Below are 16,348 nucleotides of genomic sequence, written 5' to 3' on the forward strand. Positions count from 1 at the left end.
GTGCGGGTCTCCCCGGCCGCCGGCCCCGACCCACATCTGTGAAGGAGGCGGGCCGCCGTGACGGTCGCCGTATCCCTGACGCTCCCCCGCGTCCGCAGCGTCACCGCCGTCCGCCACCTCGCACGCGGCGGCCTGCTCGCCCTCGCCGCCCTGCTGCTCGGCATCACCGCGCAGCTGCTGCTGGTCAGCGGCGCGCAGGAACACTCCGCGCAACACGCGGCGTTCGACGAGCTGCGCGGCCAACTCGCCCTCGGCACCGCCCCGGTGGCCCAGACCGACCAACAGGGCCGGCTGCTCGCGCCGGGCACGCCCGTCGCGCTCGTCGCTGTCCCCAGGCTGGGGATGAGCCAGGTGGTTCTCGAAGGCACGGACTCGACCGTCCTCACCGACGGCCCCGGCCACCGCCGGGACACCCCGCTGCCCGGCCAGGCCGGCACCAGCGTGCTGATGGGCCGCGCCGCCGCCTACGGCGGTCCCTTCGGCCGACTCTCCTCCCTCACGGAGGGCGACCGGTTCACCGTCACCACCGGCCAGGGCAGGGCCACGTACCAGGTCCTCGACCTGCGACGGGCCGGTGACCCGGCGCCCGCACCGCCGGCCGCCGGCCGGGGCCGGCTGGTCCTGGTCACCGCGACCGGCCCGCGTTTCATGCCGGCCGGCGTCCTGCGCGTGGACGCCGACCTGGTCTCCGCGCCCTTCCAGACCCCGGCCGCGGTCATCCGCTCCGGCACACTCCCCGGCTCCGAGGAGCCCCTGGCCCGCCCCGCAGGAGTCCCGTGGCCGCTGGTGATGTGGCTGCAGGCGCTCCTCCTCGCGTCCGTGGCCGCCGTCTGGGCCTGGCACCGGTGGGGCCGTCACCAGACCTGGATCGTGTTCGCCCCGGTCGTCGCCGTCCTGGGCCTCCAGGTCGCCACCCGCACCACCGAACTCCTGCCCAACCTGCTGTGACCTGCCGTGCCCGTTTCCCGTGAGGTGTTTGACGTGACCGAAGTAGCCGAGCCGCTGACCGACACGGTCGTCCTGCCGCCCGTGACCTCCGCCGCCGCCCCCGCCGCCCTCGAAGCCCGGGCCGTCTCCGCCTGGTTCGGCGCCCACCAGGTGCTCAGCCGGGTCTCGCTGAGGATGCCCGCGGGTGAGGTCACCGCCCTCATCGGCCCCTCGGGCTGCGGCAAGTCGACGTTCCTGCGCACCCTGAACCGAATGCACGAGCTGATCCCGGCCGCCCGCTTCGGCGGCGAGGTGCTCTTCGACGGCGAGGACATCTACGACCCGGCGTGGCGGCTGACGGACGCCCGCCGCCGTATCGGCATGGTCTTCCAGAAGCCGAACCCGTTCCCCGCCATGTCGATCTACGACAACGTCGTCGCGGGACTGCGCCTGACGGGAGCGCGCGCGAACCGGCACGAGAAGGACGCCCTGGTGGAGGAGTCCCTGTCCCGGGCCGGCCTGTGGAAGGAGGTCAAGGACCGCCTCCGCCGGCCGGGCGGCGCCCTGTCCGGCGGCCAGCAGCAGCGCCTGTGCATCGCGCGGGCGCTGGCCGTCCGCCCCCGGGTGCTGCTGATGGACGAACCCTGCTCGGCTCTCGACCCCACCTCGACGCGCCGCGTCGAGGAGACCGTCCAGGAACTGGCCGGGCAGGTGACGGTCGTGATCGTCACCCACAACATGCAGCAGGCCGCCCGCGTCTCCCAGCAGTGCGCCTTCTTCCTCGCCGAACAGGGCGCCCCCGGAGGCATCGTCGAGGCGGGCCCCACGGCCGACGTCTTCGGCGCCCCGCGCGACCCGCGGACCGCGGACTACGTGGCAGGCCGCTTCGGCTGACGGCCCGCCACCGGCGGCGTCAGCCGGACTGCGCCGGCGTCTGCCTGACGCCGTCCACGACGGCCCGGTTCACGACGGCGCTGGTGAAGACGACCGTGCCGGGCTTGATCAGCCCGTCGTCCCCGCTCGCTCCCTTCACCTGGACCGAGCGCTCGCCGAGGAAGACATGCGTCTTCTTGTCGAAGATCCACTCCTCGCGCTGTCCGCTGGTCTCGTCCAGCCGCGCCACGGCCACCCCGGGCCGCCCGACGGCGTCCACGGCGTCGTTCACGACGACGACCCCGGGGATCTTCGCGGCCGTCCTGAACAGCGCCGCGTAGAGGCCCGCCGGCGGATAGCTCTCGCCGAGCAGGTCGCCGATGGTCGTGAACGCCTCCTGGTCGGGGGAGTTGCCCATCCCCTCGGTCTCCTTGTAGATCTTCGCGAGGAGTTCGTCGGGGTCGGTGGTCAGCTTGCTCAGGTAGTCGTACGACGGAGCGTTCAGGCCCGCCCGCCGGGTGTTGCCCTGCTCGTCGGGGAGGCTCAGGGTCTCGCCCTCGGGGCTGTCGTTGACGGCCGGGTCGATCAGCCAGCCCTTGGTGCCGTCCGCGGACTCCCACACCTGACGCGTGTGCAGCGCGTGACTGGCCAGGGTGCTCTTGTCGTCGACCGTCCTCACGAAGCTCTCGGCGGTCCTGGACTCGATATAGACGTACTGGCCGGGCTTCAGGGTCGGGCGGGGCGCCTCGGCCGCCGCCAGCGAGATCTGGTCGAGCAACTGGGGCACGCCCTTGGTCGTCGCGACGCCGACGGCGGTGGTCAGGGCCGGTCCGGTGGCGACGCCACCGTCCCTGACCCCGTCGCCACCGGAGTCCACCACACCGGCGACGACGGACGCCGCCACGGCGACAACCAGGGCGGGCAGCGCGATCGCCGGCCGCGGCAACCGCAACCGCAAGCGCGACCCACGGGTCTCCGCCGGGGCGGTGGGCTGCGCCGGGGCGGTGGGCTGCGTCTGAATCTCATGGATCTGGGCCATCATGCGCTCCTTGTGGAACTGGTGACGGCCCGTCGGCAGGTCACGCGCCATCCGGGCGAAGAGTTGTGCGCCCTCTTCTTCCCACTCGGCTTGACTCTGCCGGGGCGTGTTCGCGTTCATCGGTTTCCTCCCTGCGCGGGCCGGACCACGTATGCGTGATCGCCTCTTGTCTGTCGACCGGAGCGTCCGCCTTCCCGATCCCCGCCGACTTTCTCGAACGCCGGACCGGCGCCGGTGCGGGCGACCGGCGCCCCGACCGGTTCGTCCCCGGCCAGCGCGCGCAGCTTCTTCCGCGCCCGGGAGAGCCGGGAGGCGACGGTGCCGACCGGAATGCCGAGGGCCTCGGCCGCCGCCTCGTAGTCCAACCCCTCCCCCAGACACAGCGCGACGACCTCGCGCTCCGGTCTGCGCAGGGTGGCGAGGGCGGTGAGGGCCTTGGCGAGCCGCCGCCGGTCGTCGACCCGGTCGGCCACCTCGTCGGCGTGGTCGGGCACCGCCAGCTCGGCCGCCGCGGCGGCGCCGGCCGCGGCCCGGTACCGGCGGTTGCTCCGGTACTGGTTGCGCGCGGTGTTGGTGGCGATGCCCAGCAGCCAGGGCCGCAGCGAGCCGCCCTCGGGCTCGACCTTGTCGCGCAGCCGCCACGCCTCCATGAAGGTCGCGGCCATCACGTCCTCGGCCGTCGACCAGTTCGCGGTCAGCCGGAAGGCATGGTTGTAGACGGCACGGGAGTAGGCGTCGAACAACTCCCCGAACGCACTCGACTCCCCGGCCCGCACTCGGGCACGCATATGAGTACTCACGTCCCTGAGCTGTCCACCACCTCACCCCGCCTTCCCGTGACGTGCGTCACACGACGGTTGCGGTTCGGTATAAATCCCGGGCACCGCGGGCGTCCTCCCGACACGGACGTTCTTCCTGACCTCAGGCCAAGAGGGACGCACACAGCCCCACTAGCATCGGCCGCATGCCTTTACGTCGGAGCCATGACAAAGAATGCGGCCACGACCTCGCCGGCTCGCCTCCCGGGCGTGACCCGCGAGCCGACGCCTATCCGATGCCGTCCGTCCCCTACGGGTGGTACGCCGTGCTCCGTAGTCGCGAGTTGCGGCCCGGGCGGGTCGTCAGCCTGCACTACTTCGGGCGGGCGCTCATCGCCTTCCGCGGGGCCGACGGGCGGGCGGCCGTGCGGGACGCGCACTGTCCGCACTACGGCGCGCATCTGGGCGTCGGCGGGAAGGTCGTGGACGGGACGGTGGAGTGTCCGTTCCACGGGTGGCGGTTCGGGGCCGACGGGCGGTGCGTGCACGCGCCCTTCGCGGTCCGGACGCCCAAGGTGGGCCTGGGCGGCTTCCCGGTCCGCGAGCACAGCGGACTGGTCTTCGTCTACGCCGGCCCCGACGAGACCGCCGGCGAGAGCTCCGAGGAGCGCCGCGGCGAGCCCTCCTGGGAGGTCCCCGACATCCCGGAGACCACGTCCAGGGAGTTCGCCGCCCCCGTCGACGACACCTGCCGGGCCCGCATCCACGTCCAGGAGATGCGGGAGAACATCGTCGACGAGTCCCACTTCCACCACATCCACGGCCAGAGCGAACCCCCCGTCCAGGACTGGAAGGTCGACGGTCCGTTCGCAGAGGTCCGCGGCCGGATCCGGCGGCGCGTGCTCGGGTGGGACATCGACAACACCTTCGACGCCTTCATGTACGGCCCGGGCGTCATGGTGGTCCGCACCCACGGCCCGGCGCTCTCCGTGACCGCCGTCGCCCTCTCCACCCCCGTCGACGACCGGACCAGCGAGCTGCGGATGCTGTACTACCTCCGCAAACCGGCACGGGCCCCCTTCCTCACACCCGCGCTCAAGCTCGTCTTCCGCGCGGAGGCCCTCGGCGAGGTGCGCGAGGAGGTCAGGATCTGGGACCACAAGATCCACCAGCCGCGGCCCGTCCTGCTCCCGCACGAGAAGGGCATCAGAGAACTCCGGCGCTGGTACACGCAGTTCTATCCGCCGAGCCATCCCCCGCATTGACGAGGAGGGCCCGGGTCGTCTGCGGAATCCGCCCTGCCCGACCCGGGCCCCCTCACGTGCGTCCCCCGTCCCCTGCCCCCCGTCCCTTACAACGTCACCTGCCTGCCCCCCAACGTCACCACGAGCTTCCCGTTCGAGGCGAAGGACCAGCCCAGGGCGCCCGAGTACGAGGCGCAGCGGGAGCCGTTGGCGCCGGTCCAGAACTGGTTGGTGCTGTCGGCGTCACCGACGGTCTTGTCGTTGGAGCCGCTCACGCCGAACCGGCACGAGGTGTTGCTGCGGAACACCGACGTCCCGGCGTCCCAGGAGTAGTTGCGCTGCGTGTTGTCGATGCTCAGGTTGTTGGAGACGGCCATGGAGCCCGGGTTGCTGTTGTACGTGAACCCGTGCTTGCCGTTGTGGAAAGCGATGCTGCGTCGCACGACGTGGTTGACGGCGATGTCGTCGCCGCCGAGCTTGTAGCCGTTGCGGTCGCCGTTGGAGTTCACGGTGCCGTCGCTGAGTGTGCCGTTGTTGTAGGACAGCGAGTCCTCGATGGTCACCGGGCCGATCGCACCGGTGTCCGTCTTGGTGTAGAGGTCCCAGCCGTCGTCGATGTTGTTGTGCGAGACGGCGTAGCGGAAGACGTTCCCGGTGCCGGTGGTGAGCTTCGCGGCGAAGCCGTCGGCGTCCTCGCCGTCGGAGTCGGCGTTGTCGTGCGACTCGGCGGAGAGGATGAGGTTGTCGGACGGCCACTGGGCGGCGGGGGTGCTGGAGGCGATCCGGCCGAGCTGGAGCCCGGTGTCACGGTTGAAGCGGGTGATCGTCCGCTCGACGACGTTGTGGCTGCCGCCGACGTAGATCCCGTTGTCACCGGCGCGTTCGACGACGAGGCCGTAGACATGCCAGTACGAGCCGAAGAGCTGTAGCCCGCGGTTGGACGAACTCTCGGTCTGCGCCGAGAAGTTGAGCACCGGCGTCTCGCCCGGGTAGGCGGACAGCGTCGTCAGGGCGCTCGCCGTGCCGCTGCTGGTCGCCGGGATGGTGACCGTCGACGAGTAGGCGTACGTCCCGCCGCGCAGGTAGATCGTTCCGCCCGCGCCGACGCGGCTGATCGCCGAGGTGAGGGTGGTCGGCGCGGACTGGGTGCCGGCCGCGCCGTCGGTGCCGGCCGGCGAGACGTAGAGCGCGCCGCCGGCCGGGGGCGTGGTGCTGTCGGCCGTCGTCGCCTCGGCGTAGTCGACGTTGGGCAGGCCGTCCGCGGTGGTGGGGTTGAGGCGGATGGTGTTGCTGCCCGCGTTGAGGGGCACCGTGAGCGTCTTGGTGACCCACGTCGTCCAGGCGCCGGTGGCCTCGAAGGACGGCGTCTGCACCGTCGTGCCGTTGACGACGAGCGAGGCGGGGCGGGCGGCGGTGGCACCGTTGGCGAAGCGGACGTTCAGCGTCGCCGGGCCGGCGGTGGCCGCGTTCACGGTGAACTGGGCGTATCCGCCGGTCGAGTTGGTGCCGTTGCAGAATCCGCTGCCGGAGTAGCCGGTCCAGTCGGAGTCGATGGTGCCGGTGCAGACCGCCGGGGAGGCCTCGGCCTCGTAGCGGGTGGTGGTGGCCGCCTGCGCGGGCGCGGTGCCGGCGAGCGCGACGAGCGTGCCTGCCACCAGGCTGACGCAGGCCATGACGGATCTCAGCTGCATGGGTTCATCTCCAGGAACGGGACGAGTGCGGGTCGGCCGAACTGGAAAGCGCTTTCTCCCGGAAGTTAGGGGCCTGGCTTGAGCACGTCAATAGACGCGTACTTGTTTTCTGTTCACATAGATGGACAGGATTACGCGGACCGCCGCCCTGCGTGCATGCGCATGCGTCATCCCCTCACCTGCGCATGCGCCATCTCCTCAAGGGATCCGTGCAGGAGCATCACACAGGCTGCACACAGTCCTTCGAACGACTCGTTAACGTGTCCGGCCATCGGATCCCTGCGTACCGACGGATCCCCGCGTAGGAAGAACACAGATGGACTACTGCTCCACGTGTCGTCGGCATCTCAACGGCGCCCTGGTGTGCCCGGGATGCGGCGCCTACGCCCCGGACATCGCGCCCCAGATCATCGCCGCGCCCTCCCCCGCACCCGCCCCACTGAACTCACTCTCCTCGCCGGGCTCACTCGACTCACCCGACTCACCCGATCTGGAGAGCGTGACGCCGCCCGCGCCGCAGGGACGCGCGGCGCGCCGACGGCAGCTGGCCCGCTGGAAGAAGAACCAGCGCCGGGCCGTGGTCGCGACGGCCGTCGCCCTCGTCGGAGGCGGGCTGACCGTCGCCTCGCTGGACCGCGGGACCGGCGACCAGACCCAGGCGGCCACCGCACCGGAGCTCCCGACCACGTCGAACGACGAGCAGCCGACGTCGGACCACACCCGCCCGACGGTGACCCGCTCCCACGCCCACCGGTCGACCCCGTCATCCACTCTCCCGTCACAGCCCCAGTCCCGGGCGAACACCCACCCGGGCTCCCTGGCCTCCACCCCCACACCCCCCACGAACTCCACGAACTCCACGAACTCCACGAGGACGTCCTCGGTCCCCCACCAGCGAACCGGCACCTCGTCCTACAACGGAACGGTCAGCACCACGACCGCGTCCACCGACACGGCAGGCACGACGAACACGACCGGTACGGCGGGCGCGACGGGCACGACCGCGCAGCAGTCACCGGCGCCCGCCACGACCGGCGGCACGGAGTCGTCGACGTCGACGGGATCGACGTCCACCGGATCGACATCCACCGGATCGACGAACCCCGCCCCCGCCGCGACCTCACCGTCGAACATCTGCGTGCTGGGCCTGATCTGCCTCTGATCCGGCATTCCCGTGTTCAACGGAACTTATCGAGGCGGCTGTTAGTTTCTACGGTGCTGTAGATGACCCGAACCGACCTCTGGAGTTCTCATGGCCCTGTGGGACCGCATCAAGGAGTCCGCGTCGACGATGCAGACCCAGCTCGTGGCGAAGAAGAACGACCTCAAGAGCGGCGCCTTCCGCGACGCGAGCATGGCCATGTGCGCCCTGGTCGCCGCCGCCGACGGCACCATCGACCCCGCCGAGCGGCAGCGGGTGGCTCAACTCATCGCCACCAACGAGGTGTTGCAGAACTTCGACGCCATGGACCTGCAGCGGCGCTTCGACGAGAACCTCAACAAGCTGACGACCGACTTCGCCTTCGGCAAGGTCAGCGTGCTGCAGGAGATCGCCAAGGCGAAGAAGAAGCCTGCCGAGGCCCGCGCCGTCATCCAGATCGGCATCGTCATCGGCGGCGCCGACGGCGACTTCGACAAGACCGAACAGGCCATCGTCCGCGAAGCCTGCTTCACCCTCGAACTCCCGCCGCACGAGTTCGACCTCTGACCGGTGACCGGTGACCTCTGACCGGCCGGGGTGGCGGTGCGTGAGGGCTCGGCCGTTCTCACGCACCGCGATCGTCCTCAGGTGGCGGTGTCCGTCAGCCCCGTCGCCCGGCCGGCCTCGTCCCAGCGGACCTCCAGGACGCGGGTCACGGCGTCGCGGTTGACCGGGCCGAACACGTGCGGGAACAGGGTGCTCTCGGCGACTCCGGGCGGCGGCGCGGGAGCGGCCGCCTCCCACTCGCACCTCGCGGTGAGCCGCTCCTCGTCGAGGACCAGCGCCAGCAGCGGCCGGGGGCCGTCGCGGTAGAACGCGTTGACGACGGTGAGCGTGGTCTCCTCGTCGGGCGAGCAGTGCACGAAGCCGTCCTCGGCGAGGGAGGCGGGCGCGTAGGGCCGGTCGGCGCCGGCGTTCCACTCGTCGAGCGGTACGACGTGATAAATCATGATCCGGTTATACAACAGACGTTCGGCGCCCACTCGTGCTCGTCGCCGCCGTCCCTCCCGGGGAGCTTGCCCTCCGGACAGCGGACCCGGCTCCGGGGAAGTGGCGGAGCGCTTCGCGGGCCTTTCGCTCCGACGTGTGCTACCGTGATAAAAGTGGCAGTTTCGGTTACCAGAGGCTTGTGAGTGCTCTTCGACCTTCCGTCGACGAGCACTCTTTTTGTTTCCGGGGCTTATCTCTGATCCTGCGACGCCGGTTCCGCAAGGTGCGGACACCGGGCACTGCCCCAAGGGAGATTCAATATGGCATCTGGCACCGTGAAGTGGTTCAACGCGGAAAAGGGCTTCGGCTTCATCGAGCAGGAGGGTGGCGGCCCCGACGTCTTCGCCCACTACTCGAACATCGCCACCCAGGGCTTCCGCGAGCTTCAGGAAGGCCAGAAGGTTACCTTCGACGTCACGCAGGGCCAGAAGGGCCCGCAGGCCGAGAACATCGTTCCCGCCTGACGCTGACGCGACCTACGCGTATCACGTGGCCGGGGCTCGCACTCTTGTAGTGCGAGCCCCGGCTCATGGCGTTCTACCGCGCATTTGAGTTCCACCGCGCATTTGTTTGTATTTTTTTCGGCTCATTCTTGTGAATCCTCATGTCGGGAGGAATTCCTCGATACGTGCCGCATCGAGGAAGGTTCCGAATGAACCGCAACAGCTCCGTCCGCTCCCGCCGGGGCGGCGCCGCTCCCTCCCGTTCGGCCAAGCCCGCCGGCCGCAACGGACGTACGAGTAGTCGTCCCGCCGCGTCCGGCGGTGAGTTCGCTGTGCCCGTGACCCTCACACCGGGGCTGCCGCCGGTCGAGGCGTTCACGGAACTGGACATGCCCGAGCGGCTGTTGACCGCTCTCGGCGCCGAAGGCGTCACCACGCCGTTCCCGATCCAGGCGGCGACGCTGCCGAACTCGCTGGCCGGCCGGGACGTCCTGGGCCGCGGCCGGACGGGTTCCGGCAAGACCCTCGCGTTCGGCCTCGCCATGCTCGCCCGCATCGACGGGCAGCGGGCCGAGCCCCGGCAGCCGCTGGCCCTGGTCCTTGTCCCCACCCGGGAACTGGCCCAGCAGGTCACCGACGCCCTCACCCCCTACGCCCGTGCGCTGCGGCTGCGGCTCGCCACGGTGGTCGGCGGTCTGTCCATCGGCCGGCAGGCGAGTGCGCTGCGCGGCGGCGCCGAGGTGGTCGTGGCCACGCCCGGCCGGCTCAAGGACCTCATCGACCGGGCCGACTGCCGGCTGGACCGGGTCGCCATCACCGTCCTCGACGAGGCCGACCAGATGGCCGACATGGGCTTCATGCCGCAGGTGACGCAGCTGCTCGACCAGGTGCGTCCGGACGGCCAGCGGATGCTGTTCTCGGCGACGTTGGACCGTAACGTCGACCGGCTGGTGCGGAACTACCTGCACGATCCGGTCGTCCACTCCGTCGACCCGTCCGCGGGCGCGGTGACGACGATGGAGCACCACGTGCTGCACGTCGAGGACGAGGACAAGCACGCCACGACGACGGAGATCGCCGCCCGCGACGGACGCGTGATCATGTTCCTGGACACCAAGCACGCGGCGGACCGGCTGGCCAAGAAGCTGCTGGCGGTCGGGGTGCGCGCGGCCTCGCTGCACGGCGGCAAGTCGCAGAACCAGCGCACGCGCACGCTCGCCCAGTTCAAGGACGGGCATGTCACGGTGCTGGTGGCGACCAATGTCGCGGCCCGTGGCATCCATGTCGACAACCTCGACCTCGTCGTCAACGTCGACCCGCCGGGCGACCACAAGGACTACCTGCACCGCGGCGGCCGTACCGCCCGCGCCGGCGAGTCCGGCACCGTCGTCACGCTGGTCCTGCCCCACCAGCGGCGGGAGGTGACGCGACTGATGGCCGACGCCGGCATCACCCCGCAGACCACCCGGGTCCGCTCGGGTGGGACCGAGCTGAGCCGTATCACCGGCGCGCAGGCGCCCTCGGGCGTGCCCGTCGTCCTCACCCCGCCGCCCACCGCGGAGAAGCGCCCCGAGCGCACGGCTTCCGCCTCGCGCGCCCGCCGCGGCCGTCCCGCCGCCCAGGGTGGACGTGCCGCCGCCCAGGGAGGTCGACCCGCGTCCCAGGGCGGGCGTCCGGCCTCCCAGGGTCGTCGCCGCGCCCCCGCCAAGGGCAACGGGAACGGCGGCGGAAACAGCGCCGGAAACGGGACCGGAAACGGAAACCGTCCCGGCGCGAACGGCCGCTGAGACCCGCTGCCGCTGAGGCCCGCACAGGCGTGGCCCGCGCCGGGGTGGCTCACCCGCTGGTGTCCTCCGCCGGCGTGTGGGCCACCAGCGCGTTGGCGTGGCCGTGTCCCAGACCGTGCTCGGCCTGCAGCCGGGAGACGAGCGCCATGTGGCCCGAGGGCCCCGGCTGCGTTTCCGCCGGGATGGGTTGTCAGACCACGGCGAGGCGGTCCACCAGCAGCTCCACCCTCGGCTCGATGTCCTCCGGAGGCAGCCGTCCCGCCCGGGTCAAGGTCGCCAGCCCGTGCAGGGACGCCCAGAACAGCTCGGTGAACAGTCCCGGGTCGACGCCGTCCCCGGCGACCTCGCCCAGGCTCTCCAGCAGCGCGGCGAAGGCATCCTTCAGCGACTCCGGGGTGTCCTCCCGCGCGAACGGCAGGCCGCCGTCGAGCTGGAACAAGGCGTCGTAGACCGCCGGGTTGCGTGCGGCGAAGTCGAGATAGGCGCGGGCGAGGGCGGTGACCCGCCCGCGCGGGCTGTTCGCGCCGGCGGTCGCGGCCCGCACCGCCGCTGCCAGCTCGGCGGCGCCCTCGATGGCGACGGCGCCGATGATCTCCCGTTTGCCGCGGAAGTGGCTGTAGAGGACGGGCTGGCTGTATTCGATGCGCTCGGCGAGCCGGCGGGTGGTGACCGCGCCCCAGCCCTGCTGCTCTGCGAGTTCGCGGGCCGTCGCCACGATGAGGCGCTCGCGCTCCGCCCATTCGCGCTGCTTGCGTTCCTGTACCGACATGATTCGATCCTAGCACCGCTAGACAATCGAGCGGCAGCAGTACTAGCGTTGCCTCATCAGCTAGCAACACTAGATGCGAAAGAGGTCGTCATGCTCAGCGCACTTGAGGTCGTCACCACCGTGGTCGTCGGCGTGATGGTGGGGGTGGAGTTCTCCGTCGCCTTCGTCATGAACCCGATCTTCAACGCACTCCCGGAGGACAGTAACCAGCTGGCCCAATCCCACGGGGGCCGGATGCTCGGCGCCGTGATGCCGTTCTGGTACATCGGCTCAGTCGTCCTCGTCGCGGTCTGGGCTGTCGCCGGATGGCACGACCACGGCACCGGCCTGGTCGTCACCGCCGGCGCGCTGCTGATCCTCAGCGTGGTCATGTCGCTTCTGCTGCTCGTCCCGATCAACAACCGGAACAAGGCGTGGACCCCTGGCAACCGGCCCGCCGACTGGAAGGAGCAGCTGAACCGCTGGGCCCGCTGGCACTACGTCCGCGTCGCGGTCATCATCGCCGCCTTCGCCCTGCTGGTCGCCGCCCTCACCTGAGCCGCAGGCTCACCCGCCGAATGGCTCGCCAGGAGAAGGACCATGTCGCCGCGCCAGTCACCCGTCGCCCGTCACCCGTCACCCGCTGCTCGCCGCGTACACGGCGTACGGCAGCAGGATCGCGGGGAGGGTCAGCAGCCGTGGGCGGAGCGAGCGGCCCGTCTTCAGGGGGCGGAGGCCGTCGAAGAGGACGAGCAGCAGAGCGACGAACGCGGCGAGGACGATGAGGGCGGTCAGCACGAACCCGCTGTTCTCGATCTGGTCGTATGTGCAGTTGTCCAGGTCGCGACGGCCGAGGTCGCCGTAGCCGCAGTGGCCGTGGGCGAGGTACCAGCGAGCGCACAGCACGACGACGGCCGTGGGGAGGCCGATCAGCAGGTGCACCAGAAACGGGGGCAGACAGCTCCGCAGAGCGGAGAGGGCGGAGCGCATCCGCTCACCCCACCAGGTGCCGGACCCCCCGGCTGTGACGGAAGCCACTGTTCCGGTCACAGGCATGTCACAGGGCCTCACTCGGCTTCACAGGGCTCAGTGGGCCGGGAAGAGTGCCCGCACCACCCAGCCGTGATCGTCCGTCATCGGGCCGGTGTGCAGCTCGCCGCCGAGGGCCGTGACCGGACGGAAGCGGCTGTGGTCGTCGGTGCGTTGCTGGAACGCGCCGTCGTTCCGCGTTCTCGACAAGCTCGGTTTCCAGCGCGACCACGTGACGACGGACGACCGTGGCGAACTGGTGTGGCTCACTCGCTCCCTGCCGTAGGTGCTCCGCCGAAGCCGATCTCGTTGCCGTCCGGGTCGCGGTAGGTGATCTTGCGGACGCCGTTGGCGTAGGTCTCGCGGCGGGTGGGGGTCAGGCCGCGGGCCGTGACGGCCGCGATGCGGGCGTCGAGGTCGTCGACGAAGAGGGTGTGCAGGGCGTGGCCGGCGTGGTGGCCGGTGCGCTGCTCGATGTAGAGGTACCGGTGCTCCGCCAGCTCCCAGACGGCTTCCTTGTCGTTCGGGAAGAACACCGGCGGGTTGCCGAACAGCCGCTCGTACCAGGCGAGGGCCGCTGGGAAGTCGTTGACGGGGATGCCCGCGAAGAGGTCGACTGTCATGCCTCCTCATCGTAGGTCCGAGGGTTCCGCTACCTCGTCCGGTCCGAAGTCCGTCCTTCAGCGCGTCGTCAGTCCTTCAGCGTGCCGCGCAGTTCTCCCCTCCTTCGAATTCCGAGTTTTTTGTAGGTGCTCGTCAGATGGGTCTCGACCGTGCGGCGGGCCACGTGCAGGAGTACGGCTATCTCCGTGTTCGTGCGGCCCTCCGCCGCGAGTTCCGCGATGCGGCGCTCACTGCCGGTGAGCGCCGCGGCGCCGGTGTGCGCGGGGGCGGTGCGTCGCGCGCCCGCGGTGCGCAGCGCGTCGTCGGCGTACCGCAGCAGCCGTGCGCTGCCGAGGCGTTCGGCTCGCTCGGCGCCCTCGCGGAGGTGGTCGCGGCCCCGCGTGCGTTCGCCGGCGGCGATCAGCTGATGCCCCTGGGCGAGCAGGGAGGCGACCAGTTCCGCTTCGGCCGGTGAGTCACGCAGGACCGCCACCGCCTCCTCGCCCAGTTCCAGGCCCCGCCGGCCACGGGTCGCACGGCCCAGGACGCGCAACGCCCGTCCCACCGTGCGCGGGGTGTCCCACACCCGGGCCAGCCGGAGTTCCTCCGTGGCCAGGGCCAGCGCGTCCTGCGGGTTGCCGAGCGCCAGCCGGCACTCCGCGGCTGCCGTCCGCCACGGTGTGACGACCGGGCTGAGGACGGTGCGGGCGGACTGCCGGCGGCCGCACTCCAGGAAGTCGTGGAGAGCGCCCGCGACATCTCCCTCGGTGTACCGCAGCACGCCCCGCGCGTACAGGAAACGGTTCAGCTCCCAGGAGTCGGGAGTGGCACGCAGGTCGAAGGCATCCACGAGACGGCGGGCGTCCTGCGTACGACCCGACTCCACCAGGGCCAGCACCGTGTGCGCGTCGGCGTTGGCGGGGCCGCCGCCGGTGTGCCGGCGGACGGGAGCCGCGGGATGCGCGGCGAGCAGCGCGCCGTAGGTGCCCCGCGCCGCCGCGATGTCCCAGCTGGTGTCCAGCAGGGCCTGTTCCATGGGGTGCAGCAGGGACGGGTGCTGGCCGGCCAGACCCCGTTCCACCAGGCGTTCCGCCTCGTCGAGCTCGTCGGCCCACTGGGCGACCGCCGCGGCCGTGCCCAGCAGGAACGGCTCGGCGAGGGGGTCGGCGGGCTCCGTCAGGAGCGTGCGCAGGCGTCGCATCGCCTCCCGCGCCGGGATCTCCCCGGCCGTCGCCGCGTACCGCACGAGGAGCGCCCGCCCGGAGGCGCCGACGAGCTCCGGGGAGCGTTCGGCGGTGCCGGCGAGCCAGCGGTAGGACTCCGCGCGGACCGTCTGGTCCTGGTCGGACAGGAGCGTGGACGCCGTCTGAAGCGTCCGGGCCAGGTCGGCGTGGCCGGCCGCCAGCCGGGACTCAAGACGCCGCAACGCCTCCACGGCCGTACGGACCTCCCCGCGGCCCGCGAGCGCGGTGCCCAGGGCGATCGCCGCACGGACCTGGTCGCGGGGGTCGGCGGGCAGGTCCAGCGCCTCCGTCAGCCGCGGGATGCCCGCCGGGGCGTCGGCGGAGACGTACTCCAGCGAGCCGAGTTCGGTGAGCAGGCGCTGACGGAGGTCGTCGGGCAGTGGTTCTTGCAGGGCTCGGCGCAGATAGCGGACGGCGTCGTCGGGGCGGCCCTCGCGGGCGGCGACCGTACCGGCCTCGCGCAGCACGCGCAGCGCCCACGGCAGACCGGCCGGCGCGCTGCCCAGCAACTGTCGGGCCACGGCGTCGACATGGTCGCCCCGGCGCAGCATCGCCTGGGCGACCGCCCGGTGCGCGTCCTGACGGCGGGCGGCGGACCAGCCGCCGAGGACGGCGTCCCGCAGGAGGGGGTGCGCGTAGCGGGGGCGGCCGGCCGCGTCCGGGCGCAGCACTCCGAGCCGCGTCATCGCCGTCAGCCAACCGGACACCCGGGCGTGGTCGGCGCCGGAGGCGTCGGCGAGGAGGGCGGAGAACGCCGCCAGGGACTCCGTCTTCCGCGACGCCTCCGCCTGTTCCAGGGCTGCCAGCGTGCGGGCCGTCTCCGCCGTCGTCGGGCCCGCGTTGTCCAGCCACCAGGAGACGGCCGCCGGGTACGAGCCCGGGTACAGCGCGGCGCACGTCAGCGGGACGGCCGCCGGGGGCGGGGCGCCGTCGAGGTCGTCGAGGAGGGCGTGCAGGAACAGCGGATTGCCGGCGCCGGCGCGCGCACAGTCCGCGATCCACCGGTCGGAGGCGGCCGGGAAGGCGGCGCGGACCAGGCCGGCCGAGGCCTCGTCGGTGAGGGGGGCCAGGGTGTGGGTGCGGAGGAGGGACGGGGACAGGGCGTGGGTGAGGCCGGCGGGCTGGGAGTCGATGTCGTACTGGCTGCGCTCGGTGACCACCAGCAGTACCGGTAATCGGTCGATGCGGCGGGCCGCCTCCACGAACCAGCGGCGCGAGGCCTCGTCGGCGAGGTGGACGTCGTCGACGGCCACCATGAGCGGCGCCTCGTCGGCGTACGAACGCAGCAGCCGCCAGAGCCGGGCCGCGCTGGCCCGGTCGTCGATGCCGGGCGCGACATCGGCGAACTCCGGTACGGGGCCGAGAAGATGCAGGACGGAGGAGAACGGCAGCGCGGTGTCCTCGGGGGAGCAGCGGGCGCGCAGGACGCGCAGGCCGAGGTGGGTCGCGTGCGTGGCGGCGGCCTCCAGGAGCGCGGAGCGGCCGGTGCCGGTGGCCCCGCGCAGCAGGACGAGACGGCCGCCGCCGGCGCGGGCGTTCTTCGCCTCCGCCACGAGCAGTGCGTGCGCGTCGTCGCGTTCCCGCAAGGGTCCGGTCATCGCTGCCTCCTGCTGTCGGGGACGTCGTCAAAAACGTCGTCAGAAACGTGCTCGGCGAAGTGTTCGGAAACGTCGGGCGTGTACGTGTAGAGGCGGATCGGTGGGGTAAAGGTCCACGCGATCGTTGTGGCGAGGCTCACGACGGGTCGGACGGCGGCGAGGGAACCGCTTCT

At 71.6% G+C, this 16,348-nt stretch carries 18 protein-coding genes and 1 pseudogene; 9 read left to right on the forward strand and 10 right to left on the reverse strand.

The window, feature by feature from the left end; translation table 11 throughout:
• Positions 1 to 57: 57 nt before the first annotated feature.
• Together B5557_RS21615 and pstB are read left to right on the forward strand one after the other, a co-directional pair.
• Complete coding sequence (locus B5557_RS21615) at positions 58 to 948, forward strand: sortase (protein ID WP_079661021.1); 891 nt, start codon at positions 58 to 60, stop codon at positions 946 to 948.
• 81 nt (positions 949 to 1,029) lie between these two features.
• Positions 1,030 to 1,821 (forward strand): phosphate ABC transporter ATP-binding protein PstB, encoded by a 792-nt coding sequence (pstB, locus tag B5557_RS21620; protein ID WP_197697327.1) that lies wholly within the window; start codon positions 1,030 to 1,032, stop codon positions 1,819 to 1,821.
• Between the two features lie 19 nt (positions 1,822 to 1,840).
• On the opposite strand, the gene B5557_RS21625 is transcribed toward pstB, so the two are convergent.
• Entirely contained in the window at positions 1,841 to 2,959 is a 1,119-nt protein-coding gene (locus B5557_RS21625; RefSeq protein WP_079661022.1) for a CU044_5270 family protein, read from the reverse strand.
• Positions 2,956 to 3,627: an RNA polymerase sigma factor gene (locus tag B5557_RS21630; protein ID WP_079661023.1), complete on the reverse strand. Its 672-nt coding sequence runs from the start codon at positions 3,625 to 3,627 to the stop codon at positions 2,956 to 2,958. The genes B5557_RS21625 and B5557_RS21630 overlap by 4 nt, the downstream gene beginning before the upstream one ends.
• A gap of 296 nt (positions 3,628 to 3,923) precedes the next feature.
• Here B5557_RS21630 and B5557_RS21635 point away from each other — a divergent pair, with 296 nt between their 5' ends.
• Entirely contained in the window at positions 3,924 to 4,862 is a 939-nt protein-coding gene (locus tag B5557_RS21635) for a Rieske 2Fe-2S domain-containing protein (RefSeq protein WP_231975994.1), read from the forward strand.
• A gap of 86 nt (positions 4,863 to 4,948) precedes the next feature.
• Here B5557_RS21635 and B5557_RS21640 read toward each other — a convergent pair whose 3' ends face one another.
• Positions 4,949 to 6,532, reverse strand: a complete 1,584-nt coding sequence (locus B5557_RS21640; protein WP_079661025.1) for a carbohydrate-binding protein — start codon at positions 6,530 to 6,532, stop codon at positions 4,949 to 4,951.
• 316 nt (positions 6,533 to 6,848) lie between these two features.
• Here B5557_RS21640 and B5557_RS43795 point away from each other — a divergent pair, with 316 nt between their 5' ends.
• Entirely contained in the window at positions 6,849 to 7,694 is an 846-nt protein-coding gene (locus B5557_RS43795) for an SCO2400 family protein (RefSeq protein ID WP_079661026.1), read from the forward strand.
• A 90-nt stretch (positions 7,695 to 7,784) separates the two neighbouring features.
• Positions 7,785 to 8,240, forward strand: coding sequence for a tellurite resistance TerB family protein (locus B5557_RS21650; RefSeq protein ID WP_079661027.1), 456 nt, complete (start codon positions 7,785 to 7,787; stop codon positions 8,238 to 8,240).
• A gap of 77 nt (positions 8,241 to 8,317) precedes the next feature.
• On the opposite strand, the gene B5557_RS21655 is transcribed toward B5557_RS21650, so the two are convergent.
• A complete protein-coding gene (locus B5557_RS21655) occupies positions 8,318 to 8,683 on the reverse strand; it encodes a DUF952 domain-containing protein (RefSeq protein WP_079664922.1) in 366 nt (121 codons plus the stop codon).
• 300 nt (positions 8,684 to 8,983) lie between these two features.
• On the opposite strand from B5557_RS21655, the gene B5557_RS21660 reads away from it, so the two are divergent.
• A complete protein-coding gene (locus tag B5557_RS21660; RefSeq protein ID WP_031482971.1) occupies positions 8,984 to 9,187 on the forward strand; it encodes a cold-shock protein in 204 nt (67 codons plus the stop codon).
• Between the two features lie 188 nt (positions 9,188 to 9,375).
• On the forward strand, positions 9,376 to 10,953 hold the full coding sequence (locus B5557_RS21665; RefSeq protein WP_079661028.1) for a DEAD/DEAH box helicase: 1,578 nt from the start codon (positions 9,376 to 9,378) through the stop codon (positions 10,951 to 10,953).
• 49 nt (positions 10,954 to 11,002) lie between these two features.
• On the opposite strand, the gene B5557_RS21670 is transcribed toward B5557_RS21665, so the two are convergent.
• Together B5557_RS21670 and B5557_RS21675 are read right to left on the reverse strand one after the other, a co-directional pair.
• Positions 11,003 to 11,137 (reverse strand): DUF4287 domain-containing protein, encoded by a 135-nt coding sequence (locus B5557_RS21670; protein ID WP_269460225.1) that lies wholly within the window; start codon positions 11,135 to 11,137, stop codon positions 11,003 to 11,005.
• 6 nt (positions 11,138 to 11,143) lie between these two features.
• The gene (locus tag B5557_RS21675; protein WP_079661030.1) at positions 11,144 to 11,722 is read right to left on the reverse strand and encodes a TetR/AcrR family transcriptional regulator; all 579 of its coding nucleotides are present in this window, start codon (positions 11,720 to 11,722) and stop codon (positions 11,144 to 11,146) included.
• 90 nt (positions 11,723 to 11,812) lie between these two features.
• Here B5557_RS21675 and B5557_RS21680 point away from each other — a divergent pair, with 90 nt between their 5' ends.
• Complete coding sequence (locus B5557_RS21680) at positions 11,813 to 12,259, forward strand: DUF1772 domain-containing protein (protein ID WP_079661031.1); 447 nt, start codon at positions 11,813 to 11,815, stop codon at positions 12,257 to 12,259.
• 78 nt (positions 12,260 to 12,337) lie between these two features.
• On the opposite strand, the gene B5557_RS21685 is transcribed toward B5557_RS21680, so the two are convergent.
• Together B5557_RS21685 and B5557_RS44105 are read right to left on the reverse strand one after the other, a co-directional pair.
• Positions 12,338 to 12,691, reverse strand: coding sequence for a hypothetical protein (locus B5557_RS21685; protein WP_079661032.1), 354 nt, complete (start codon positions 12,689 to 12,691; stop codon positions 12,338 to 12,340).
• A gap of 96 nt (positions 12,692 to 12,787) precedes the next feature.
• The gene (locus tag B5557_RS44105; RefSeq protein ID WP_162499664.1) at positions 12,788 to 12,940 is read right to left on the reverse strand and encodes a hypothetical protein; all 153 of its coding nucleotides are present in this window, start codon (positions 12,938 to 12,940) and stop codon (positions 12,788 to 12,790) included.
• Between B5557_RS44105 and B5557_RS45275 the strand changes: the two are divergent.
• Positions 12,867 to 13,016 (forward strand): annotated as a pseudogene (locus tag B5557_RS45275) (GNAT family N-acetyltransferase); the annotation flags it as partial. The gene B5557_RS44105 and the pseudogene B5557_RS45275 overlap by 74 nt on opposite strands.
• On the opposite strand, the gene B5557_RS21695 reads toward B5557_RS45275, so the two are convergent.
• Both B5557_RS21695 and B5557_RS21700 read right to left on the reverse strand, forming a co-directional pair.
• Positions 12,997 to 13,353: a VOC family protein gene (locus tag B5557_RS21695; protein ID WP_079661033.1), complete on the reverse strand. Its 357-nt coding sequence runs from the start codon at positions 13,351 to 13,353 to the stop codon at positions 12,997 to 12,999. The pseudogene B5557_RS45275 and the gene B5557_RS21695 sit on opposite strands and share 20 nt — an antisense overlap.
• Positions 13,354 to 13,421: 68 nt before the next feature.
• A complete protein-coding gene (locus tag B5557_RS21700) occupies positions 13,422 to 16,175 on the reverse strand; it encodes an ATP-binding protein (RefSeq protein ID WP_079661034.1) in 2,754 nt (917 codons plus the stop codon).
• Positions 16,176 to 16,348 lie beyond the last annotated feature (173 nt).

This window comes from Streptomyces sp. 3214.6, from assembly GCF_900129855.1.
GTDB classification, from domain to species: domain Bacteria; phylum Actinomycetota; class Actinomycetes; order Streptomycetales; family Streptomycetaceae; genus Streptomyces; species Streptomyces soliscabiei.